The organism is Streptomyces sp. NBC_00377, from assembly GCF_036075115.1.
Lineage (GTDB): Bacteria > Actinomycetota > Actinomycetes > Streptomycetales > Streptomycetaceae > Streptomyces.
The window spans coordinates 7,327,654-7,348,682 of sequence record NZ_CP107958.1 but is presented as its reverse complement, the minus strand read 5'-3'; the positions used below and the strand labels follow the sequence as shown (position 1 = coordinate 7,348,682).

22 protein-coding genes are annotated in these 21,029 nt (G+C 69.9%); 4 read left to right on the top strand and 18 right to left on the bottom strand.

Features of this window, described 5'->3' with window-relative positions:
• Window positions 1-40 precede the first annotated feature (40 nt).
• The 9 genes from tatA to OHS71_RS32600 all read right to left on the bottom strand — a co-directional run bounded on the left by tatA (window position 41) and on the right by OHS71_RS32600 (window position 7,520).
• Window positions 41-328 carry a Sec-independent protein translocase subunit TatA gene (gene tatA, locus OHS71_RS32640; RefSeq protein WP_328482911.1) on the bottom strand — a complete coding sequence of 96 codons (288 nt, stop codon included), beginning with the start codon at window positions 326-328 and terminating at the stop codon, window positions 41-43.
• 281 nt (window positions 329-609) lie between these two features.
• Window positions 610-804, bottom strand: a complete 195-nt coding sequence (locus OHS71_RS32635) for a hypothetical protein (RefSeq protein WP_328482910.1) — start codon at window positions 802-804, stop codon at window positions 610-612.
• A gap of 19 nt (window positions 805-823) precedes the next feature.
• Window positions 824-1,114, bottom strand: a complete 291-nt coding sequence (locus OHS71_RS32630) for a hypothetical protein (RefSeq protein ID WP_328482909.1) — start codon at window positions 1,112-1,114, stop codon at window positions 824-826.
• Complete coding sequence (locus OHS71_RS32625; RefSeq protein ID WP_328482908.1) at window positions 1,111-2,190, bottom strand: helix-turn-helix transcriptional regulator; 1,080 nt, start codon at window positions 2,188-2,190, stop codon at window positions 1,111-1,113. The genes OHS71_RS32630 and OHS71_RS32625 overlap by 4 nt, the downstream gene beginning before the upstream one ends.
• Before the next feature lie 18 nt (window positions 2,191-2,208).
• Window positions 2,209-3,183: a helix-turn-helix transcriptional regulator gene (locus OHS71_RS32620; RefSeq protein ID WP_328482907.1), complete on the bottom strand. Its 975-nt coding sequence runs from the start codon at window positions 3,181-3,183 to the stop codon at window positions 2,209-2,211.
• Window positions 3,184-3,313: 130 nt separating this feature from the next.
• Window positions 3,314-3,685, bottom strand: a complete 372-nt coding sequence (locus OHS71_RS32615; protein WP_328482906.1) for an FKBP-type peptidyl-prolyl cis-trans isomerase — start codon at window positions 3,683-3,685, stop codon at window positions 3,314-3,316.
• 65 nt (window positions 3,686-3,750) lie between these two features.
• On the bottom strand, window positions 3,751-4,752 hold the full coding sequence (locus OHS71_RS32610) for an FKBP-type peptidyl-prolyl cis-trans isomerase (protein ID WP_328482905.1): 1,002 nt from the start codon (window positions 4,750-4,752) through the stop codon (window positions 3,751-3,753).
• 137 nt (window positions 4,753-4,889) lie between these two features.
• Window positions 4,890-6,251: a Pup--protein ligase gene (gene pafA, locus OHS71_RS32605; protein WP_057607036.1), complete on the bottom strand. Its 1,362-nt coding sequence runs from the start codon at window positions 6,249-6,251 to the stop codon at window positions 4,890-4,892.
• Between the two features lie 9 nt (window positions 6,252-6,260).
• Window positions 6,261-7,520 (bottom strand): MFS transporter, encoded by a 1,260-nt coding sequence (locus OHS71_RS32600; protein WP_328482904.1) that lies wholly within the window; start codon window positions 7,518-7,520, stop codon window positions 6,261-6,263.
• 118 nt (window positions 7,521-7,638) lie between these two features.
• On the opposite strand from OHS71_RS32600, the gene OHS71_RS32595 reads away from it, so the two are divergent.
• Complete coding sequence (locus OHS71_RS32595; protein WP_328482903.1) at window positions 7,639-8,655, top strand: LacI family DNA-binding transcriptional regulator; 1,017 nt, start codon at window positions 7,639-7,641, stop codon at window positions 8,653-8,655.
• Window positions 8,656-8,754: 99 nt separating this feature from the next.
• Here OHS71_RS32595 and prcA read toward each other — a convergent pair whose 3' ends face one another.
• The 6 genes from prcA to arc all read right to left on the bottom strand — a co-directional run bounded on the left by prcA (window position 8,755) and on the right by arc (window position 14,868).
• The gene (gene prcA, locus OHS71_RS32590; RefSeq protein ID WP_328482902.1) at window positions 8,755-9,492 is read right to left on the bottom strand and encodes a proteasome subunit alpha; all 738 of its coding nucleotides are present in this window, start codon (window positions 9,490-9,492) and stop codon (window positions 8,755-8,757) included.
• Between the two features lie 62 nt (window positions 9,493-9,554).
• Window positions 9,555-10,400 (bottom strand): proteasome subunit beta, encoded by an 846-nt coding sequence (prcB, locus tag OHS71_RS32585; RefSeq protein ID WP_328482901.1) that lies wholly within the window; start codon window positions 10,398-10,400, stop codon window positions 9,555-9,557.
• A complete protein-coding gene (locus tag OHS71_RS41420; RefSeq protein WP_398149662.1) occupies window positions 10,352-10,726 on the bottom strand; it encodes an endonuclease VII domain-containing protein in 375 nt (124 codons plus the stop codon). Before OHS71_RS41420 ends, prcB begins: the two co-directional genes overlap by 49 nt.
• 224 nt (window positions 10,727-10,950) lie before the next feature.
• A complete protein-coding gene (locus OHS71_RS32575) occupies window positions 10,951-11,169 on the bottom strand; it encodes a ubiquitin-like protein Pup (RefSeq protein ID WP_328482900.1) in 219 nt (72 codons plus the stop codon).
• Between the two features lie 187 nt (window positions 11,170-11,356).
• Window positions 11,357-12,868 carry a depupylase/deamidase Dop gene (gene dop, locus OHS71_RS32570; protein WP_398149537.1) on the bottom strand — a complete coding sequence of 504 codons (1,512 nt, stop codon included), beginning with the start codon at window positions 12,866-12,868 and terminating at the stop codon, window positions 11,357-11,359.
• Window positions 12,869-13,101: 233 nt separating this feature from the next.
• On the bottom strand, window positions 13,102-14,868 hold the full coding sequence (gene arc, locus OHS71_RS32565) for a proteasome ATPase (RefSeq protein WP_189926428.1): 1,767 nt from the start codon (window positions 14,866-14,868) through the stop codon (window positions 13,102-13,104).
• A 243-nt stretch (window positions 14,869-15,111) separates the two neighbouring features.
• Between arc and OHS71_RS32560 the strand changes: the two genes are divergently transcribed.
• The gene (locus OHS71_RS32560) at window positions 15,112-15,417 is read left to right on the top strand and encodes a ferredoxin (protein WP_328482899.1); all 306 of its coding nucleotides are present in this window, start codon (window positions 15,112-15,114) and stop codon (window positions 15,415-15,417) included.
• A gap of 56 nt (window positions 15,418-15,473) precedes the next feature.
• Here OHS71_RS32560 and OHS71_RS32555 read toward each other — a convergent pair whose 3' ends face one another.
• From OHS71_RS32555 to OHS71_RS32545, 3 genes are all read right to left on the bottom strand, one after another.
• Window positions 15,474-16,052 (bottom strand): hypothetical protein, encoded by a 579-nt coding sequence (locus tag OHS71_RS32555; RefSeq protein ID WP_328482898.1) that lies wholly within the window; start codon window positions 16,050-16,052, stop codon window positions 15,474-15,476.
• 283 nt (window positions 16,053-16,335) lie between these two features.
• On the bottom strand, window positions 16,336-17,238 hold the full coding sequence (locus OHS71_RS32550) for a tRNA (adenine-N1)-methyltransferase (protein WP_046261810.1): 903 nt from the start codon (window positions 17,236-17,238) through the stop codon (window positions 16,336-16,338).
• Window positions 17,239-17,301: 63 nt separating this feature from the next.
• A complete protein-coding gene (locus OHS71_RS32545; RefSeq protein WP_443047111.1) occupies window positions 17,302-18,990 on the bottom strand; it encodes a site-2 protease family protein in 1,689 nt (562 codons plus the stop codon).
• A 154-nt stretch (window positions 18,991-19,144) separates the two neighbouring features.
• On the opposite strand from OHS71_RS32545, the gene OHS71_RS32540 reads away from it, so the two are divergent.
• Window positions 19,145-20,230: a RecB family exonuclease gene (locus OHS71_RS32540; protein ID WP_443047110.1), complete on the top strand. Its 1,086-nt coding sequence runs from the start codon at window positions 19,145-19,147 to the stop codon at window positions 20,228-20,230.
• Between the two features lie 14 nt (window positions 20,231-20,244).
• A complete protein-coding gene (locus OHS71_RS32535; protein WP_328482896.1) occupies window positions 20,245-20,916 on the top strand; it encodes a response regulator transcription factor in 672 nt (223 codons plus the stop codon).
• Window positions 20,917-21,029 lie beyond the last annotated feature (113 nt).

Sequence of the window (21,029 nt, the reverse complement as noted above, 5' to 3'; positions counted from 1 at the left end):
TCCCATCTCGTGCGGCGGGCCGGAGGTCACCGGCCCTGCGTCAGCGCTTGGTCGTGTCCGTCGGCTCGGTGACCGGACGGGAGCTGGTCACGTCGCCGGGGGCGGCCTGGATGGTGCGCTGAGCAGGGGTCTGCTCGCCGTCGTTGGGCGGGCCGGCCGGAGTGGCCGTGCTGCCGCCGTCTTCCTTCATCGCCTTCGCCTCGCTCTTGAGGATGCGAGCGGACTTTCCGAGCGAGCGCGCCATGTCGGGAAGCTTCTTGGCGCCGAACAGCAGAATGACGACGACGAGGATGAGAATGATCTCGGGGGCGCCGAGCCTTCCGAACATAAGTCTTTACCTTCTCACCGAGGCTGCGGGGGCGGGATGCCGTCCGACCGGTCGGACACCCGTCCGAACAATCGTGTTGACAGCGATCGTAACGCTCAGGGGTAAACGTGAGGCAATCCCTGTGCGTACTCCCGGTCAGCGGTCCGTGCCTCGTTCTGCGGGCCGCGACCAGCAGCGTACCTGTCCCTCCCGCCGCGACGGGAGGGCGAAGTGGCCCAAAACGCATTCGCCCCAGGACTCACAGGACGACACAGCGGACCCGGGCGTCGCCGCCCCACCCGTCACAGAGGGTCCACGGCGCGGGCCGCACGCACGGCGGCCCGCTCCAGATCCTGGGCCGCCCGGTCGATACGGCGTGCGGATTCCGCGACCTGCCGACTCAGAAGCCGCGCCTGCACGAAGACCCGCACGGCGAACACCGCAAGAACGGCGAGACCCGCAAAACCCATCATCACCGCGAACATCGGCCAGAACATGGGCCGAGCCTAGACCGTCCTAAGGGGCGTGCAGCCGCAGGGTCCTGACCCCGCCGCCGGTGAGCAGTTCGACGACCCGCTCGCCGGCCGGCTTGCGCACGGCCGCACCGCAGTCGGGGCAGGTGAAGGAGTAGAAGGTGGTCCGGCTGGACGCACCGATCGCCAGGCGCAGGGCACTCGCGGCCAGCTCGAAGGCGCCCCGGCAGTCCGGGCAGCCCGCCCTGAACCGCACCGGGCCCACGCTCCGCATGCCCGCGAACGCGGAAGCCACCGAGAGGCCCCGCACACCCGGCGCCGTCGTCTCGCTCAAAGCCCCTGCTCCCGCCCGTCGAACCGGTCCTCGCCCCGCCGTCCCGGCCGCTCGCCGTGAACCGCGTGCGGCCCGCCGGCCGCGCTCGCCACCTCGATCCCGTCGTACGCGGCCAGCGCCTCACGGGCCGCCAGCCGCGCGCTGTCGGCGAGTTCCGGCGGTGAGACGATCCGGCCGTCGCGGCCGAGCCTCAGCGCCAGCCGCCTGAGCGAGGCGGGTTCGGGTGTGCGCAGAGTGATACGCAGTCCGCCGTCGGAAAGCTCATCGGCGCTGTCGTGCGGGTAGTACTCGGCGACCCAGCGGCCGCCCGGGCCGACCTCGACGACGACCTCCGGGTCCTCGGCGGCCGGCTGCACCAGCCCTTCCGAAAGGTCCCGCAGCTCGATCTCGGGCGGCGCGGACGGCTCGTCGAGGATCTTGATCTCGGCGACCCGGTCCAGGCGGAAGGTACGGCGCGCCTCCGAGCGGCGGCACCAGGCCTCCACGTACGTGTGCCCGACGCTGACCAGCCGGATCGGGTCGATCTCGCGCTCGGTGACCTCGTCGCGAGCGGGCGAGTAGTAGCGGATCCACAGCCGGCGCCGCTCGGAGATCGCACGGTCGACGTCGGCGAAGACCCCGCCCTCCGACTCGAACGTCACCGACAGCCGCGCGCTGGCGCCCGCCGCCTCACCTGCCGCGGCCTCCACCTTCGCCGTCGCCCGCAGCAGGGCCTGCCGGTCGCCCTCGCGCAGGCCGGGCAGCGTGGAGACCGCCCGGGCCGCCACGAGCAGCGCGGTCGCCTCGTCGGCGGCCAGCCGCAGCGGCTCGGCGGCGTCCGCGCCCAGGGCGGCCGGGTTGTGCCACCAGATGCGCTCGCCGTCGGTGTCGATGTCGAGGAGGTCGCCGCCGCGGAAGCTGGTGCCGCACATGGGCAGCACATCGAGGTCCGAGACCAGTTCGTCCTCGGTGATCCCGAAGGCGCGCGCCACGTCCTCGATCCGCGCCCCGGGGCGCTCCCTGAGATACGTCACCAGGGAGAGCATCCGCCGCGTCTGGTCGATGGCGTTCGCCGGCCTGACCGGTTTGCCTGCCACTGTGTTGCTCGCTCCCCCTCAGCCCTTGGCCACGGCGCGTAGCCGGTCCACGACGTCCGCGCGCAGCTCGGCGGGGTCCAGGACCACCACGTCCGGCCCGAACTCCACCAGCCAGGCGTCCAGCCCGTGCCCGTACGGAATCTCCAACTCGTCCCAGCCGTCCCCGAGTTCCCGGACCGCGGTGGCCTTCGCCCGCAAGGGGTACCCGGCGCCCGTCCGCAGCCGGATCAGCGCGCTGCGGTCGGCGGTCTCCCCCGCCCAGCTGGCCACCGTCTCACGGACGGTGACGACATCGGGAACCGGTGCCGTGAATCCCGTCCCGCGCGTGCGCACCCGCCCGGTGATCCGCGACAGCCGGAAGACGCGCTCGGCGCCCCGGTCGCGGTCGAAGCCCGCCAGGTACCAGTGGCCGCGCCAGCACTCGAGCGCCCAGGGCTCGACATGCCGGGGTTCCGGGTGCGCGGCGGTGGCCTTGCGGTAGTCGAACATCACGGGCCGGCGGTCGCGGCAGGCCAGCATCAGCGGCTCGAACGCGGCCTCGTGCACCGGGATCCGGGGCTCCAGGGCGCCGTGCGCCTCGTACGGGTCGACGTCCTCGGGGAGGCCCGCCGCGCGCAGCTTCTGTAGGGCGCCGCTCGCGGCCCCCGCCAGCCGCGCCTGTTGCCACACCTTGGCCGCCAGCCCCAGCGCCGCGGCCTCCTCGGCGTCGAGCGTGATGGGCGGCAGCCGGTTGCTGTCGCGGCGGGCGTGGTAGCCGATCTCGCCGTCCAGGCTCTCCACGGTCTCGATGACCAGGCCGAGCTCCCGCAGATCGTCCTTGTCCCGCTCGAACATCCGGTTGAAGGAGTCGTCCGACGCCGACCCGTTCCCGGACCGGAAGGTCTCGACGTACGCCTCGATGGAGTCGCGGAGCTCGCGCTTGCTGAGCGGCCGCCGCGTCCCGAGCAGACACAGCGCCAGGTTCATCAGCCGCTCGGCCTTGGCAATGGCCATCGACGCCCTTCGCCTCCCCTATGGTGCTTACGATCGACGACCGTACCGTCCCGCGCCGCCCGGACAAAAGCCGAGGGCCCATGCCCGGGCAGGCATGGACCCCAGATGATCGACACCGGTCGTACGACGGTCAGACCCCGAGCAGGTCCACCACGAAGATCAGCGTCTCACCGGGCTTGATCGCCGGGGTCGGGCTCTGGTTGCCGTAGGCGAGGTGCGCCGGGATGGTCAGCTGGCGACGGCCGCCGACCTTCATGCCCTGCACGCCCTGGTCCCAGCCCTTGATGACCCGTCCGCCGCCGAGCGGGAAGCGGAACGGCGTCCCGCGGTTCCAGCTGGCGTCGAACTCCTCACCGGTGCTGAAGGCGACGCCGACGTAGTGGACGCTGACGTTGTGGCCGGCCTGCGCCACCTCGCCGTCGCCCTCCCAGATGTCCTTGATCTCGAGGTCCGCCGGGGGCTCGCCGTCCGGGAAGTCGATCTCGGGCTTGTCAATGCTCACGTCACTGGCTCCTGCATGTCTCACGGAAAGGCAACAACACGGACAGTCTTACACCTTGGAGCGCCTCACGCCTTTGCCAGGATGTCCACCGAGAACACCATCGTGGAGTCCTTCTCGATGCCGCTGCCGCTCGGCGGGCTGTCGCCGTAACCCAGCGACGGCGGTACGACGATGACGACGCGACTGCCCACCTTCTTGCCGGTCAGACCCTGCGCCCAGCCCTTGACCACCTGCTGGAGAGAGAACGACGTCAGCGCGTTGCGGCCGTACGTCGAGTCGAACTCCTTGCCCGTCTCCCAGACGACGCCCTTGTACTGCACCAGCACGGTGTCGTCCGCCGCGAGCTCGGCGCCGTCCCCCTCGATCACGTAGTTCGACACCAGCTTGGCCGGTGCCTTCGTCTTCGGGATCTCGATCGAGGGCGCCTTGCCGTCGGTGTTGGTGCCGACCTTCGGCACACCGGACTCCTGCGGGACGTCCTTGCCCTTGGCCGAGCTCTTCGAGTTGAACGTGTTCTGGATGTCGAACACGAACACCAGCGTGTCGGTGCCCTTGATGCCCGTCTCGGCGTCGCCGTCCTTGCCGAAACCCCAGGTCGGAGGCACCGAGAACAACACCCGGCTGCCGATCTTCTTGCCCGTCAGCGCATAACGCCAGCCATCGATCGTGCCGCCCTGCGCGAGCTGGGTGAACAGCGGTTTCTTGGTGTCGTAGGTGTTGAGGAGGACCTTCGCGCTGTCCCAGATCTGGCCGAGACAGTTGGCCTGGATGTAGTCGTTCTCCGCGACCGTCCGGCCGCTGCCCGCGATCACCGTCTTCACCGCCAGGTCCTTCGAGGGGTCCCCGCTGCCCTTGGCGACCGTCGGCTTCTCCCCGAACTTCACCCCCGCGGTGATGGCCGGCAGCGGGCCGTCCACGATCTTCGGCGGAGGAGCCGCGGACGACGCCCCCGCGGAGGGCGACCCCCCGTCGCTCGCCTTGCTCGTGTCGGACTTGTCGTCACCGCACGCGGCGAGAGTGACCAGTCCAGCGGGTACGGCGGCAAGGATGAGTGAGCGTCGGCGCACGATGTAAGCCTCGTAATCGGTCGATCTTCTGATGGCGTGCGCGCAACTCTACGACGTGAGACGGGCACCGTACGGGAAACGTACGGTGCCCGTGTTGCGTTCCGCACCGGGCCCGAAGCACCCGCGGAACCCCTCGCTCACATGCCGGCGATCAGCTTCTCCACCCGGTCGTCCACCGACCGGAACGGGTCCTTGCACAACACGGTGCGCTGCGCCTGGTCGTTGAGCTTCAGGTGCACCCAGTCCACCGTGAAGTCCCGGCGCTGCTCCTGCGCACGGCGGATGAAGTCGCCGCGCAACCGCGCCCTGGTGGTCTGCGGCGGCACCGACTTGCCTTCGAAGATCTTCAAGTCGTTGCAGATCCGCGCCGCTTGGCCCTTGCGCTCCAGCAGGTAGTACAGACCCCGACGACGGTGGATGTCGTGGTAGGCGAGGTCTATCTGCGCGACCCGCGGGTGGGACATGGTCATGTTGTGCTTGGCCCGGTACCGCTCGATGAGCTTGTACTTCATCACCCAGTCGATCTCGGTCCCGATCCGGTCGAGGTCCTCCGCCTCGATCGCGTCGAGCGTGCGGCCCCACAGCTCCAGGACCTGGTCGACGGTGCCGGTGCGGACACCCCGGCGCTCCACGAAGTCCACGGCCTTCTCGTAGTACTCCCGCTGCACCTCCAGCGCGGAGGCCTCGCGGCCGCTGGCCAGACGCACCTTGCGCCGGCCCGTGATGTCGTGACTGACCTCCCGGATCGCCCGGATCGGGTTCTCCAGCGTCAGGTCCCGCATCACCGTGCCCGCCTCGATCATGCGCAGCACCAGGTCGGTCGCCCCGACCTTCAGCAGCATGGTCGTCTCGGACATGTTCGAGTCGCCGACGATGACGTGCAGACGGCGGTAACGCTCGGCGTCCGCGTGCGGCTCGTCGCGCGTGTTGATGATGGGCCGCGAGCGGGTCGTCGCGGAGGAGACCCCCTCCCAGATGTGCTCGGCCCGCTGGCTGACGCAGTAGACCGCCCCGCGGGGCGTCTGGAGCACCTTGCCCGCACCGCACAGCAGCTGGCGGGTCACCAGGAACGGGATCAGGATGTCCGCGAGCCGGGAGAACTCCCCGTGCCGGGCCACCAGGTAGTTCTCGTGGCAACCGTAGGAGTTGCCCGCCGAGTCCGTGTTGTTCTTGAAGAGGTAGACGTCGCCCGCGATTCCTTCCTCGTGCAGGCGTCGTTCCGCGTCCACCAGGAGTCCTTCGAGAATACGCTCGCCGGCCTTGTCGTGGGTGACCAACTCGGTCACGTTGTCACATTCCGGTGTCGCGTATTCCGGATGCGAACCCACGTCGAGGTAGAGGCGTGCGCCGTTTCGCAGAAAGACATTGCTGCTTCGGCCCCATGACACGACACGGCGGAAGAGGTACCGCGCCACCTCGTCGGGAGACAGTCGACGCTGTCCCCTGAACGTACATGTGACGCCGTACTCGTTCTCCAGCCCGAAAATGCGGCGGTCCATGAGTGAACATTACGCCCGATCCCCTGAACTGAAACGGGGTTCGGCAGCACGGTTTGGATCATTTTCCGATGAAGCCGCAACAACTCCGCTTCCGGCCGGAACTGCCATTACCCGCCCCGTGGCCAGCAAAACCACCAGCGACACGGCGCCTGCGACCGCCGGCACCGCGAACCCCCAGAGCGCGCCACCGGCCTCCACGACCGGACCCGCCACACCCGTTCCCACCGACGCCCCGACCGTGAAGGTCGTCACCAGCCAGGAGAACGCCTCCGTCACCGTCCCGCGCGGCGCGTGCCGGTCCACGATGACGAACGCACACGCGAGAGCGGGCGCCAGGAACACGCCCGCGAGCGCCGTCAGCGCCACCATGGCGACCGCGCCCGGCAACAGCATCAGCGGCAGGTAACACACCGCCAGCAGCGCCACCAGGCCCCGCAGTCGCCGCTCCGGCGCCCCCACCCACCGCCGCGCCCCGTAGACCAGACCGCCGGCCAGCGCGCCGAGGCCCAGCGCCGCCATCAGCCAGCCGTACACCGCGTCACCGCCGTGGCCGTCCGCGTACGGCACGGACGCCACGGTGATGGAACCGAGCGCGACACCGACGAACAGGAACGCGCCGAGGAGGGCCAGCAGCCCGGGCGACCGCAGCGCGCCCAGCCAGTGCGCCTCACGCGGCGCCGAACGCCACGCGCGCGAGGGCGGCGACACGGCCACCGACAACGCGCCCAGCACCCCGACCGCGTTCAGCACCAGCAGGGCCCCCTGCTCCGACCACAGCGCGACGCACAGCGTCACCAGCAGCGGCCCGACGGTGAACATCACCTCCTGCGCCACGGCGTCCATCGCGTAGGCCGTGTGCACCTGGTCCTCGCGCCGCAGCACCGCCGGCCACAGCGCCCGCAGACCCCCCTCCAGGGGCGGCGTGAACAGCCCGGCGGCCGCCACCGCGGCGTACGCGAGCGGCAGCGGGTCCGTACCCGCGAAGGCGAAGGCCGCCATGGCCAGGGCGGACGCGAGCGCCGCGGGCAGCTGCACCCGCGGCTGTCCGTGGACGTCGACCAGCCGCCCCAGCAGGGGCTGGCCGACGGCGTTGGCGACGCCGTACACGGCCGCCAGCGCACCCGCGAGGCTGTAGGTGCCCCCTTGCGCGCGCACGAACAGAACGATCCCGATGGCGGCCGTGGCGTTGGGCAGCCGGCCGACGAGCGTGCCGGTCAGCAGCCGGGCGGCGTGCCTCGCCCTGAGGATCTCCAGGTATCCCGCGGCCAATGTCCCGCCTCCGTCGGCTCGCCCCAGGCGGTCAGCCCCCGAGGTTTTACGTATAACGTCCTTCGTCATACGTACCATGTGCGCTGTTCACCAGTCCAGACGAAGGAGCAGCCCCACGGTGGCACGAGCCAGCACCCGCCCGACGAGCCGTGACGTCGCCCAGGCCGCGGGAGTCTCGCAGGCCGCCGTCTCCCTCGTCCTCGGCGACAAATGGCGCGGCCGTGTCGCCGAGACCACCGCGGAGCGCGTACGGCAAGCGGCCCGCGAACTCGGATACCGGCCCAACCTCGCCGCCCGCAACCTCCGCCTCGGCAGCACCCGCACCGTCCTCCTGGTCGTCCCCGCACTCACGACCGAGTTCTTCGCCGGCGTCTACACAGGAGCCGCCCGGGTGGCCGCCGAGCACGGCTTCGGAGTCGTCCTCTACCCCTCCCCCGAAGGCGTCGGCCCCGCCCGCGACCCCTTCGCCTCCGCCCAGGCAGCCCTCGACGGCGTCCTCGCCTCCTCCATGGCCGCCGACGCCCTGACAGCCATCCGAGGCGACCAGCTCCCCCTCGTGATGCTGGACAGCGACCCCCACGGCAGCCTCGGCGCCGCCACCGTCAACCTCGACATCACCGACGGCGTCCGACAGGTCGCCGACCACCTGCTGAGCCTCGGCCACCGGCACTTCCTGCACCTAGCGGCCGACATCCCCTCCTGGACCTTCGAGGTACGCGCGCGTGAACTCGCCGCACGAGTCGGCGCGACACCGGGGACATCGCTGCGCACCGCCCCCGCCCCGATCTCCATCGACGGCGCCCTGAGCGCCGCCGAGGCGGCGCTCAGCCGCCCGGGAACGCGCCCCACCGCCGTCGTCTGCGACGACGACAAACTGGCGGCCGGCGTCTACAAGGCCCTGCGCCGCCTCGGCCTGCGCGTACCCGACGACGTCTCCGTCACCGGCCTGGACGACCTCGCCCTGGCCACCGCCCTCGACCCCGAGCTGACCACCGTACGGCTGGACTCCGAACTGTTCGGCGAACGAGGCATGCAAGCCCTCCTCGCCGTCCTGGAGGGCCGCACACCCGACGACGGGGACATCCCCGTCGAACTCGTCGTACGGGCCTCCACGGCACCGCCCAACGCCTCCTGAGACGCCCTGCGCCCCGGCCGACTCGATCGACCGGGGCGCACAAGGGGTCACACGGCGACAGCGCCGGTCCAGGTTCCGGTGCTGTCACTCCTGCCGGCGCTACTCCTCCTCGGAGCTCTCCGCCTCCGTGGACGCGCCGTCCGTCTCCAGAAGACGGCCCAGCTGGCGGCCCACGATCCGCTTGAACTTGCGCGACTGGGGCCGGGTACGGTCCAGCACCGCCACCTCCAGACGCTCCGCGGGAATCTCCCGCTCGGTGCCGTTGGTGTCGCGTGACAACGCCTGCACCGCCAGCTTCAGCGCCTCGGCCAGACTCATCCCGTCCCGGTGACGCTGGTCGAGATAGGTGCTGATCTGCTCGGCATTGCCACCGACCGCGACCGAACCGTGCTCGTCCACGATCGAACCGTCATGCGGCAACCGGTAGATCTGGTCCCCGTCCGGCGTGGCACCGACCTCGGCCACCACCAGCTCCACCTCGTACGGCTTCTCACCGGCCGAGGAGAAGATCGTGCCCAGCGTCTGGGCGTACACATTGGCCAGACCGCGAGCGGTCACATCGTCACGGTCATAGGTGTAACCACGAAGATCGGCATACCGCACACCGCCGATCCGCAGGTTCTCGTACTCGTTGTACTTGCCGGCGGCCGCGAAGCCGATCCGGTCGTAGATCTCGCTGAACTTGTGCAGCGCACGGGACGGATTCTCACCGACGAACACGATGCCGTCGGCGTACTGGATCACAACGAGGCTGCGGCCGCGCGCGATGCCCTTACGGGCGTACTCGGCGCGGTCGGCCATCGCCTGCTGGGGTGAGACATAGAACGGCGTCGACACCGGTTATCCGTCCCTTTCTGTCGAAGTCACTGGATCACCTGGGATGAGAACGGGGCCGCCGGTTACAGCAGGGCGGCGCGCGGGCCGTCCGGCTGCTCCAGGCGACGCGCCAGGATCGAGCGGGCGATCTCCGACGACTCCTCCTCGGTGAGCCGGCGGAAACCGTCCTCGGTGATCACGGTGACGATGGGGTAGATCCGGCGCGCGACATCGGGACCACCGGTCGCCGAGTCGTCGTCCGCCGCGTCGTAGAGGGCCTGGACCACGAGAGTCGTGGCCTCTTCCTCGGACAGGTCGTTGCGGTAGAGCTTCTTCATCGCCCCGCGCGCGAAGATCGAGCCGGAGCCGGTGGCGGCGTAGTTGTGCTCCTCGGAGCGGCCGCCCGTGACGTCGTAGGAGAAGATCCGGCCCCTGTCCCGGTCCACGTCGAAGCCGGCGAAGAGGGGCACGACCGCCAGCCCCTGCATGGCCATGCCCAGGTTGGACCGGATCATGGTCGACAGCCGGTTCGCCTTGCCCTCGAGCGAGAGCTGCGCCCCCTCGACCTTCTCGAAGTGCTCCAGCTCCAGCTGGAACAGCTTCACCATCTCGACGGCCAGGCCGGCGGTGCCGGCGATACCGACGGCCGAGTACTCGTCGGCCGGGAAGACCTTCTCGATGTCCCGCTGGGCGATGACGTTGCCCATCGTGGCGCGGCGGTCACCTGCGAGCACGACACCACCGGGGAACGTCACGGCGACGATCGTCGTGCCGTGCGGCGCCTCGATCACACCCTGCGTCGGAGGCAGCTGCCGCTTGCCGGGCAGCAGCTCCGGCTGGTGGTCGGAGAGAAAGTCCATGAAGGACGAGGACCCGGGCGTCAGGAAGGCAGCCGGTAGACGCCCGGTGCTACGAGTGTTGGCTTCCACGCGATTCCTTCCACGTAAGCAGCAGCCCGCCTTATGGCATCGGGCCGATCCTTGAACTGCCCCAGTGCGGCATTGCAGCTGAAGCACAGTACGCCTCGGACCCTACCCGTCTGATGGCAGTGATCCACATGCTCGGCGGGAGCAGCAAGGCAGATACAGCAGATGCCCCTCTGCTCCGCAACCATCGCGTCCAACTCGGCCGGGCTCAGACCGTATTTGCGTTGGAAATAGCTGATCCGGTTCCGCTCCGCCCGGCACGCGCGGCAGTAGCTTGCCCAACCGTCCGACGAGGACTTGTTGCGCTCCCACTCGGAGTGAGGCTTCACCGTTTCACACTGAGGGCACCGTTTGTGCCCTCGAGGCGTCGGCACCTTCACACGGACCGTCTTGCCTTGAGCCTCCTGCCGACGCCGGTAGTACGCCGCGGCGCATTCGCGACAGTTGACCTGAAGGCCATCAGGTCTGGAGCTGTTGCTCGCGAATGCGCCGATCAAGAGAACCTGCTGGCAGGCTGAGCACTTCTTCGATCGCCGATCGTTCACGGATGTGTCTACTGTCCACCCTTTTGAACGAATGACCTCACGAAATCCTCGGCATTCTCCTCGAGTACATCGTCAATTTCGTCAAGAACCGAGTCCACGTCGTCGCTCAGCTTCTCCTGACGCTCCTTGAGGTCCTCAGACGCCTGCGCCTCGGGCGCCTGCTCCTCGGTCTCCTCCGTGGAGCGCGTCGCCTTCTGCTGGCCGCCGCCGGTGTCCTTGGTCGCCATAACCCTCACCCCGCTCTTTCGCCCGACATGGTCGACAGGTCGGCATTCCTGCCGATCGGTGATGATCAGACCCTACAAGCCGGGTCCGACATCGGCCCCGCAGTTGCCACAACGTACGGGAGCCACCTCGATGATTCCCGGACGGAGGCGTTTCCACCCGTCCGGCAGGTTCCGTCCAGCCGGCCGGTCAGCCGCCCGAGAGGACCCTGACCAGGTCTTCTGCCGTACGGCAGCGGTCCAGGAGCTCCTTGACGTGATTTCGCGTTCCGCGAAGCGGTTCGAGGGTTGGGACGCGCTGGAGCGAGTCCCGGCCCGGCAGATCGAAGATGACCGAGTCCCAGGAAGCGGCGGCGACGTCGTCGGCGTACTGCTCCAGACAGCGGCCGCGGAAGTACGCGCGCGTGTCCTCCGGGGGCTTCGTGACCGCCCTCTCGACCTCTCCCTCGTCCAGGAGACGCTTGATGCGGCCGCGGGCCACGAGACGGTTGTAGAGGCCCTTGTCGGCCCTCACGTCGGCGTACTGGAGATCGACGAGGTGCAGGCGCGCCGCGTCCCAGTCGAGGCTGTCACGGCGCCGGTAGCCCTCCATGAGTTCCCGCTTGGCGACCCAGTCCAGTTCGCCGGCGAGGCTCATGGGGTCGTTCTCCAGGCGGTTCAGGGTGTCCTCCCAGCGCGCGAGGACGTCCTTCGTCTGGTCGTCGGCGTCGGAGCCGAACCGCTCCTCCACGTACTTGCGCGCCAGCTCGAAGTACTCCATCTGCAACTGGACGGCGGTGAGTGTGCGACCGCTGCGCAGGGTGACCAGGCGCTTCAGGGTGGGGTCGTGGGAGACCTGGTGGAGGGTGCGGACCGGCTGGTCGACCGCCAGGTCCACGGCGATGAAGCCGTCCTCGATCATCGACAGGACCAGGGCCGTCGTGCCGAGCTTGAGGTAGGTCGAGATCTCGGAGAGGTTCGCGTCGCCGATGATCACATGCAGGCGGCGGTACTTCTCCGCGTCGGAGTGCGGCTCGTCGCGGGTGTTGATGATCGGGCGCTTCAGTGTCGTCTCCAGGCCGACCTCGACCTCGAAGTAGTCGGCGCGCTGGCTGAGCTGGAAGCCGTGTTCGTGGCCGTCCTGGCCGATGCCGACGCGACCGGCGCCGGTGACCACCTGGCGCGAGACGAAGAAGGGCGTGAGGTGGCGCACGATGTCCGAGAAGGCGGTCTCCCGCTTCATCAGGTAGTTCTCGTGCGTGCCGTAGGAGGCGCCCTTGTTGTCGGTGTTGTTCTTGTAGAGGTGGATGGGCTGGGCGCCGGGCAGCGCGGCGGCGCGCTCGGCGGCCTCGGCCATGATCCGTTCGCCGGCCTTGTCCCAGAGGACGGCGTCGCGGGGGTTGGTGACCTCGGGGGCGCTGTATTCGGGGTGCGCGTGGTCGACGTAGAGACGTGCGCCGTTGGTGAGGATGACATTGGCGAGGCCGATGTCCTCGTCGGTGAGCTGGCTGGAGTCGGCGACCTCGCGGGCGAGGTCGAAGCCACGCGCGTCCCGCAGCGGGTTCTCCTCCTCGAAGTCCCAGCGGGCCCGGCGGGCCCTGTGCATCGCCGCCGCGTAGGCGTTGACGATCTGGGACGAGGTGAGCATGGCATTGGCGTTGGGGTGGCCGGGGACGGAGATGCCGTACTCCGTCTCGATGCCCATTACTCGCCGTACGGTCATGCGGCCCTCCTTGCCCGGCGGCACCCTCGGTCGTGGGCGCCGCTCAGATACCGGTGGTGCTCCGGTGCGTGTGCGGTGCCCGTCCCCGCACTGCGCGACCCGGCGGTACGAGAGAGCCTAGAACGCCTCCGCGCTGGTGGGGAGATCATTTGCGTCATTGCCTTGCTCCAGCCGTGGCCCGGAAAGCAGTCGGCTGCGGGTACCCGTGGTGGGCACCCGCAGCCGCCCTGTCCCTACAGGTACTGTCCGGTATTCGCCACCGTGTCGATGGAGCGTCCGGTGTCCGCGCCCTGCTTTCCGGTGATGAGGGTGCGGATGTACACGATCCGTTCGCCCTTCTTTCCGGAGATCCGGGCCCAGTCGTCGGGGTTGGTGGTGTTGGGCAGGTCCTCGTTCTCCTTGAACTCGTCCACGCATGCCTGGAGGAGGTGGGAGACGCGAAGGCCCTTCTGGTTGTGGTCGAGGAAGTCCTTGATGGCCATTTTCTTGGCACGGCCGACGATGTTCTCGATCATCGCGCCGGAGTTGAAGTCCTTGAAGTACAGGACTTCCTTGTCGCCGTTGGCGTAGGTGACTTCCAGGAAGCGGTTCTCCTCGGATTCGGCGTACATGTGTTCCACAGCCGTCTGGATCATGCTCTGGACGGTGGTGGTCTTGTCGCCGCCGTGTTCGCCCACGTCCTCGGAGTGCAGGGGAAGGCGTTCGGTGAGGTACTTCTGGAAGATGTCCTTGGCCGCTTCGGCGTCCGGGCGCTCGATCTTGATCTTCACGTCGAGGCGGCCGGGGCGCAGGATGGCGGGGTCGATCATGTCCTCGCGGTTGGAGGCGCCGATGACCACCACGTTCTGGAGGCCCTCGACGCCGTCGATCTCGGCGAGGAGCTGCGGGACGATGGTGTTCTCCACGTCGGAGCTGACGCCGGAGCCGCGGGTGCGGAAGAGGGATTCCATCTCGTCGAAGAAGACGATGACGGGGGTGCCCTCGGAGGCCTTCTCCCTGGCGCGCTGGAAGACGAGGCGGATCTGCCGCTCGGTCTCACCGACGTACTTGTTGAGGAGCTCGGGGCCCTTGATGTTGAGGAAGAAGCTCTTGCCGGTGGCCTGGCCGGTGACCTCGGCGACCTTTTTGGCCAGCGAGTTGGCGACGGCCTTGGCGATGAGCGTCTTGCCGCATCCGGGCGGTCCGTAGAGCAGGACGCCCTTGGGCGGGCGCAGCTCGTGCTCCTTGAAGAGGTCGGGGTAGAGGTACGGGAGCTCGACCGCGTCGCGGATCATCTCGATCTGTCCGCCGAGGCCGCCGATCTGCTCGTAGCCGATGTCGGGGACCTCTTCGAGGACGAGTTCCTCGACCTCGCTCTTGGGGACGACCTCGTAGACGTAGCCGGAGCGGGGTTCGAGCAGGAGGGCGTCGCCGGGGCGGATGACGACGTCCAGGAGCGGTTCGGCGAGCCGGACCACCCGTTCCTCGTCGGTGTGCCCCTGTACGAGGGCGCGTACGCCGTCCTCGAGGATCTCCTTGAGGGTGACGATGTCGCCGACGCTCTCGTACTCCATGGCCTCGACCACGTTGAGTGCTTCGTTGAGCATCACTTCCTGGCCGCGCCGGAGCTCCTCGAGCTCGACGCCGGGGCTGACGTTCACCCGGAGTTTGCGGCCTCCGGTGAAGATGTCGGCCGTGCCGTCCTCGTTCGCCGAGAGGAAGACACCGAAGCCGGCCGGCGGCTGCGCGAGCCGGTCGACCTCCTCCTTGAGGGCCACGATCTGGTCGCGGGCCTCACGGAGCGTGTTGGCGAGTCGCTCGTTCTGGGCGGACACGCCGGCCAGGTTCGTCTGTAGCTCGACGATCCGCTCTTCGAGAATCCTCGTGTGTCGCGGAGAGTCGGCGAGCTTGCGTCGCAGGACGGCGATCTCCTGCTCAAGGTAGGCAATCTGCCCGGACGGGTCGTCGGACCCTCGTCCCGGGCGGATGCCGCGGTTCATGTCGTCGTCGTGGGCTGCCACGGTCCTCACCTCCTCCAAGGGGAGCTGGACGCTTCCAGACCCTACCTGGGTGGGTGTCGATTGAAACCCCTAGATCACAAAGACTGTCGGGGTGTGTCCGATCTTCACCCTTGCGCTCTCCCTCACGCCAGGGGAATACCCACCGAACACCCTCGGGAAGCCGCCGGAGGTAGGGTCGAAGTGTTCAACACCCGTCAGAGCCTGCATGGTTCCCTTGCGGCTCGACAGTAAACGGCAGGAGCTATGGGCGTGCAGCAGGAGGCCGGTGTCGGCGGCGAGGCTCTGGAGGTCTGGATCGACCAGGATCTCTGTACCGGCGACGGAATCTGTGCGCAGTACGCACCTGAGGTGTTCGAGCTGGACATCGACGGCCTGGCCTATGTCAAGGGCGCGGACGACGAGCTCCTGCTGGCCAAGGGCGCTACGACGCCGGTGCCGTTGCCGCTGTTGACGGATGTCGTGGACTCGGCACGGGAGTGCCCGGGTGACTGTATTCATGTGCGACGGGTTTCGGACAGCGTAGAGGTCTACGGTCCGGACGCGGAGTGAGGTTGCGGGTACGGAGCGTGGCGGCTGTCTGATTTCTCACAGGCCGGTGGCCGGGGTCAGACGCTGTGGGCGCCCGCCGGTGTCGTGCGCGTGAACGTGTCGTGCTTCCACTGCCACTTGGCGCTGTCCTTGATGTCGGGGCAGCAACTGGGCACGTCGGCGGTCGAGTAGCCGAGCAGGGTGGCGAGGACGGCTCCGTGGGTGACGGAGAGGCTGGTGACGGTGTTGCGGGCCTTGGGGTCGATGAGCGTGGCGACCACGCGCGCGTGAGCGGTGTCCGTGCCGTGGGTGAGGACGTAGACGGCGTCGGGCGGGGTGCCCATGGGGGCGTCGCAGTGGACGACGACGACCGTTTCGGGGATGCCGTCGCCGTCGAGGTCGCCGGAGGCCTTTTTGACCACGAGGGCCTGCACGGGGCCGCAGTCGAGGGGGAAGTCGACTCCGGTGGTGGCGGGCGCCGCGGTGGCCACGTGGGCGGGCCCGGTGTCCGGGCCGGTCGCCTGGGCGGCTGTCGCGGGTCCGGGTTGCAGGAGCGAGGAGAGGGCGACGACTCCGGCGAGGGCGGTGGCGGTCGCAAGCCAGTGGATCGGCCGGGTGTGGGTGTGTGCCAGTTCCGGGACGGCGGATTGCTGCACTGGCAGTGTCTCCTGTGGTGGCTGTGCCGGTGGGGGTGGGGGGATCCGCCAGCATCGTGCCACACGTCACAGGGTGTGGGAACGGCGGGGTACGGGATATCGGACGGGCCCGCGCCGGGTGCCGGGGCGCGCCTGTCATCGCGGTGACGGGTGTCCGGCGGGGTGTGCGTTCGTGTCCGGCGGGGTGGCATCGGGAGCAACGGGAAGGCGCCGTGAACGAGTTCCGGGTCGGTCCGGAACTCGTTCACGGCGCCTTGTCGTTGGGCGCTGCGCTGGGACCGCGTCAGCGGCCGCTGCCCCCGTCGGCGTTGGGGCCGGTGTAGTCCTCGCCGTAGGCGCCCTTGGCGGGGCGGCGGCGGCGCATGGGCGGTTCGACGCCGTCGGCGAGGCGACGGGCGGTGAGCAGGAAGCCGGTGTGGCCGATCATCCGGTGGTCGGGGCGGACTGCGAGGCCCTCCACGTGCCAGTTGCGGATCATCGACTCCCAGGAGGTCGGCTCGTTGAAGGAGCCGATCTCGCGGATGGACTCGACGGTCCGTGCGAGCTGGGTGGTGGTGGCGACGTAGCAGCACAGGATGCCGCCGGGGACCAGCGCCTTGGAGACGGCCTCGAGGCACTCCCAGGGGGCGAGCATGTCGAGGATGACGCGGTCGACGTCGGTGTCGGACAGGTTGTCCTGGAGGTCGCCGACGGTGAGCTGCCAGGCGGGGTGCGGGCCGCCGAAGTAGCGCTCCACGTTCTGCTGGGCGATCTCGGCGAAGTCCTCGCGTCGCTCGTAGCTGTGCAGCATGCCCTGGTCGCCGATGGCGCGCAGCAGGAAGCTGCTCAGCGAGCCGGAGCCGACGCCGGCCTCGACGACGCGTGCGCCGGGGAAGATGTCGGCGAAGGCGAGGATCTGCCCCGCGTCCTTCGGGTAGACGACGGCTGCCCCGCGGGGCATGGACAGGACGTAGTCGGGGAGCAGGGGGCGCAGCGCGAGGTAGGCGACGTTCCCGGTGGTGCGGACAACGCTGCCCTCGGGAGCGCCGATCAGTTCGTCGTGCGGGAAGGAACCCTTGTGGGTGTGGAAGTTCTTCCCGGCTTCGAGCGTGAACGTGTAGTGGCGGCCCTTGGGATCGGTCAGCTGAACCTGGTCCCCGACCTTGAAGGGCCCGCGCCTGCGGGCGGCACCGGTCGGTTCGGACATGTGAACAGCCTACCGGGGTTTGCGGGGGCCGCCGACCACGGGCGGGGGCCGGCCGGGAGGCGGCTAGGACGGCCTGGCCATGGCCTTGACGAAGGCCCGCTCGACGTCGGCGGCGGACAGCACGCCGAAGATCTCGCCGGTCTCCTCGACCACGAGGTATTCGGTGGCGGGGGTGGCGCGCAGGACGTCGAGGAGATCCTCGCCGGCGAGCTCGGCGGAGACGCGCATGCCCTCGCTGAGGTCCTGGGCGAGGCCGCTGACGGCGACCCAGGGGCGGCGGTGTTCGGGTACGCCGACGATGGCGGCCTCCCGGACGAGCGAGAGCGGTTCGCCGTTGGCGTCGACGACGACGAGGGCGCGGGCGCCGGCGTCGTTGGCGCGGCGCAGCGCCTCCGAGAGGGGGGTGTGGGTCTCGACGGGGACGGCGCGGCGGGTGAGGGTGCGGGCGCGCAGCTCGGGGAGGTGTTCGCGCAGCCGGGCCATGCGCAGGCTGTTGCCGGCGCCGGTCCAGATGATGGCGGCGAGGATGGCCGCGAGCAGGGCGTCGGTGACGGTGTCCATGCCGACGCTGTCCTCGGCGCCGGAGCCGAGCGCGCCGGACTGGGTGAGCAGGGGCAGGCCGATGAGGACGGAGACGGCGAGGGCGCGGCCGACCCAGGCGGCGGCGACGGTGCCGCTCATGGGCCTGCCGGTGATCTTCCAGACGACGGCGCGGAGCATGCGGCCGCCGTCGAGGGGGAGGCCGGGGAGGAGGTTGAAGATCGCCACGATCAGGTTGGAGATCATCAGGCCGGCCAGCAGGACGCCGGGCACGGTGCCGCGTTCCACGGGCTGCATGGCGAGGTAGAAGACGCCGGCGAGCACGAGGGAGAGCAAGGGGCCGACGAAGGCGAGCCAGAACTCGCGGCCGGGGGTCTCGGCCTCCTTCTCGATCTCGGAGACGCCGCCGAAGAACTGGAGCTGGATGCGGCGGACCGGGAGTTTGAAGCGGAGGGCGGCGATGGTGTGGGCGAGTTCGTGGATGAGGACGGAGGCGTAGAAGGCGACCGCGAAGAAGAGGGAGACGAGGTAGCGCAGGGCGCCGAGCTCGGGGAGGACACGGTCGAGCTGGTTGCCGAAGACCCAGGTGATCAGGGCGGCGACGAGGAACCAGCTGGGAGCCACGTAGACGGGCACACCGAAGGGGCGGCCCATGAGGAGGCCGCCGCGGGGCTGCTCCGGGGGGCGCTGGGGCGGGGGGCCCTTGGGGAGGGAGGGGACAGGAGCCGGGGCCGCCGGGGCGGGGGTGGACGCGGAGGTCGTCGGTCGTCCGGTCCCGGGCTCGGCTTCCGGGCCTGCGTCGGGTGCGTCCTGCGCGCCGGTCCCGGGGTCGGCTGTGCCGTTCGCGTTCGCGTTCCCGTCGCCGGCGGCGGTGCGGCTGTCGTCGTCGGACGCGGGCGGCGTCTGCGGAGCGCCCTCGTCGTCGGCCGGCCGGGCTTCGGCGGGGGCGGTTCCGGCGGGCGGATCCTGGGCGGACGGTGCTTCGGCGGGGGCGGCTTCGCTCGGTTGCGGTGTGCCGGAGGGGCGGGGCGTGGGTTCCCCGTCGGGCGTGGCAGGGCCGGCGGTGCCCGGGTCCGGGGCCTGCGCGAGGTCGGTGGCCGGAGACGCAGGTGTCGCGGGGTGCTCGGCCGACTGCTCGTTGTCCGGCCGCGACCGCCCGCTCCCGCCGCTTTCCACCACGGTTTCCCCTCGATCGAAGCGTCTCCCGCCCATGCCGGGAAGGAGGGTCCCGGACCGATGGTATGCGGCGGTCGTGACGGGTTCCGCCCCGGCACCCCCCGTGTTTCCCCGCTCGTCGCCGGTGTTCGGGGCGAAGTGATGCGCGCGGCTGGGTGACTGTCAGTGGTGGGCCGTAAGGTCTGGGGTCATGGAGAGCAGCAGCGAGGGCGTCGCCCGGACGGGCGACGGCGGTGTCGGGGAGGATCCGGCGCCCACCGTTCCGGCACCTATGGAGGCGGGCGTCCCTGAGGCGGGCGTCCCTGAGGCGGGCGTCCCGCAGACGGTTGCGGTGGAGACGGGCGCGGTGGAGTCGGTCGGGCCGGAGTCGGTGGTCGCGGCCGTCGCCGCCATGGCCCCCGCCCCGCGCTCGCCCTCGGCTCCCGCCTCGCTCTCGCCCTCGCGCGCCGGTGACTTCATGCAGTGCCCGCTGTTGTACCGGTTCCGGGTGATCGACCGGCTGCCCGAGAAGCCGAGCCCGGCGGCCACGAAGGGCACCTTGGTGCACGCGGTCCTCGAGCGGCTGTTCGACGCCCCGGCGGCCGAGCGGACCGCGCCGCGGGCCAAGTCCCTGATCCCGGGCCAGTGGGACCGGCTGCGGGAGACGCGGCCCGAAGTCGGGGAGCTGTTCGCCGACGACCCGGAGGGCGAGCGGCTGGCCGGCTGGTTGGTCGAGGCGGAGCGGCTGGTCGAGCGCTGGTTCACGCTGGAGGATCCGACACGGCTGGAGCCCGCCGAGCGGGAGCTGTTCGTCGAGGCGGAGCTGGAGTCGGGGCTGCGGTTGCGCGGGATCATCGACCGGGTCGATGTGGCGCCCACCGGCGAGGTGCGGATCGTCGACTACAAGACGGGCAAGGCGCCCCGGGCGGAGTACGCCGACGGCGCGCTGTTCCAGATGAAGTTCTACGCCCTCGTGGTGTGGCGGCTGAAGAACGTCGTGCCGCGGCGGCTTCAACTCGTGTACCTGGGCAGCGGCGATGTGCTGACGTACGACCCGGTCCTGGCCGATCTGGAGCGCGTGGAGCGCAAGTTGCTCGCGCTCTGGGACGCGATCCGGCTGGCTACGGAGACGGGCGAGTGGCGGCCCCGGCCGACCAAGCTGTGCGGCTGGTGCGACCACCAGGCACACTGCCCGGAGTTCGGCGGTACTCCCCCGCCGTACCCGCTTCCGGTGACGCTGCCGGTGAGGGCGGCGGAGTCCGAGGACGAGGCGCAGGGCAGAATGGGGCCGGGCTAGAGAAGGAGACATACGTGGCCATCCGCGTCCTACTGGTCGACGACCAGCCGCTGCTGCGCACCGGCTTCCGGATGATCCTGGAGGCCGAGCAGGATCTCGCGGTCGTAGGCGAGGCCGGAGACGGCCTTCAGGCTCTCGACCAGGTGCGGGCGTTGCAGCCCGATGTGGTGCTGATGGACATCCGCATGCCGCGGATGGACGGGGTGGAGGCGACCCGGCAGATCACCGGACCGGGGCGGGACGGGCCCGCGAAGGTGCTGGTGCTGACCACCTTCGACCTCGACGAGTACGTGGTGGAGGCCCTGCGGGCCGGGGCGAGCGGGTTCCTGCTGAAGGACGCGCCCGCCAATGAACTGGTGCAGGCGATCCGGGTGGTGGCCGCGGGTGAGGCCCTGCTGGCGCCGAGCATCACACGCAGGCTGCTCGACAAGTACGCCACGCATCTGCCGTCCGGTGACGATCCGGTGCCGGACACGCTGCACACCCTGACGGACCGTGAGGTGGAGGTGCTGAAGCTGGTGGCGCGGGGGTTGTCGAACGCCGAGATCGCCGCCGACCTGTTCGTCAGCGAGACCACGGTGAAAACGCATGTGGGGCACGTGCTGACCAAGTTGGGGCTGCGGGACCGGGTGCAGGCCGCGGTGTACGCGTACGAGAGCGGTCTGGTGCGTCCCGGCGCGCAGTAGGGCGTCAGCAGTCGGCACAGGTACGGAGAACAAGGAGAAGGCGCCCCCTCGGGGGCGCCTTCTTCCGTGCGGCGTGCGGCGTGCGGCGGCGGCGTCGGCCCGCCACGGCCCGC

Excerpts from the sequence above, each read along its gene's own strand:
- tatA (WP_328482911.1), bottom strand. The coding sequence starts at position 328 with ATGTTCGGAAGGCTCGGCGCCCCCGAGATCATTCTCATCCTCGTCGTC.
- OHS71_RS32635 (WP_328482910.1), bottom strand. The coding sequence starts at position 804 with ATGTTCTGGCCGATGTTCGCGGTGATGATGGGTTTTGCGGGTCTCGCC.
- OHS71_RS32620 (WP_328482907.1), bottom strand. The coding sequence starts at position 3,183 with ATGGCCATTGCCAAGGCCGAGCGGCTGATGAACCTGGCGCTGTGTCTG.
- pafA (WP_057607036.1), bottom strand. The coding sequence starts at position 6,251 with ATGGACCGCCGCATTTTCGGGCTGGAGAACGAGTACGGCGTCACATGT.
- OHS71_RS32575 (WP_328482900.1), bottom strand. The coding sequence starts at position 11,169 with ATGGCGACCAAGGACACCGGCGGCGGCCAGCAGAAGGCGACGCGCTCC.
- dop (WP_398149537.1), bottom strand. The coding sequence starts at position 12,868 with ATGACCGTACGGCGAGTAATGGGCATCGAGACGGAGTACGGCATCTCC.
- OHS71_RS32560 (WP_328482899.1), top strand. The coding sequence starts at position 15,112 with ATGGGCGTGCAGCAGGAGGCCGGTGTCGGCGGCGAGGCTCTGGAGGTC.
- OHS71_RS32550 (WP_046261810.1), bottom strand. The coding sequence starts at position 17,238 with ATGTCCGAACCGACCGGTGCCGCCCGCAGGCGCGGGCCCTTCAAGGTC.
- OHS71_RS32545 (WP_443047111.1), bottom strand. The coding sequence starts at position 18,990 with ATGGGCGGGAGACGCTTCGATCGAGGGGAAACCGTGGTGGAAAGCGGC.
- OHS71_RS32540 (WP_443047110.1), top strand. The coding sequence starts at position 19,145 with ATGGAGAGCAGCAGCGAGGGCGTCGCCCGGACGGGCGACGGCGGTGTC.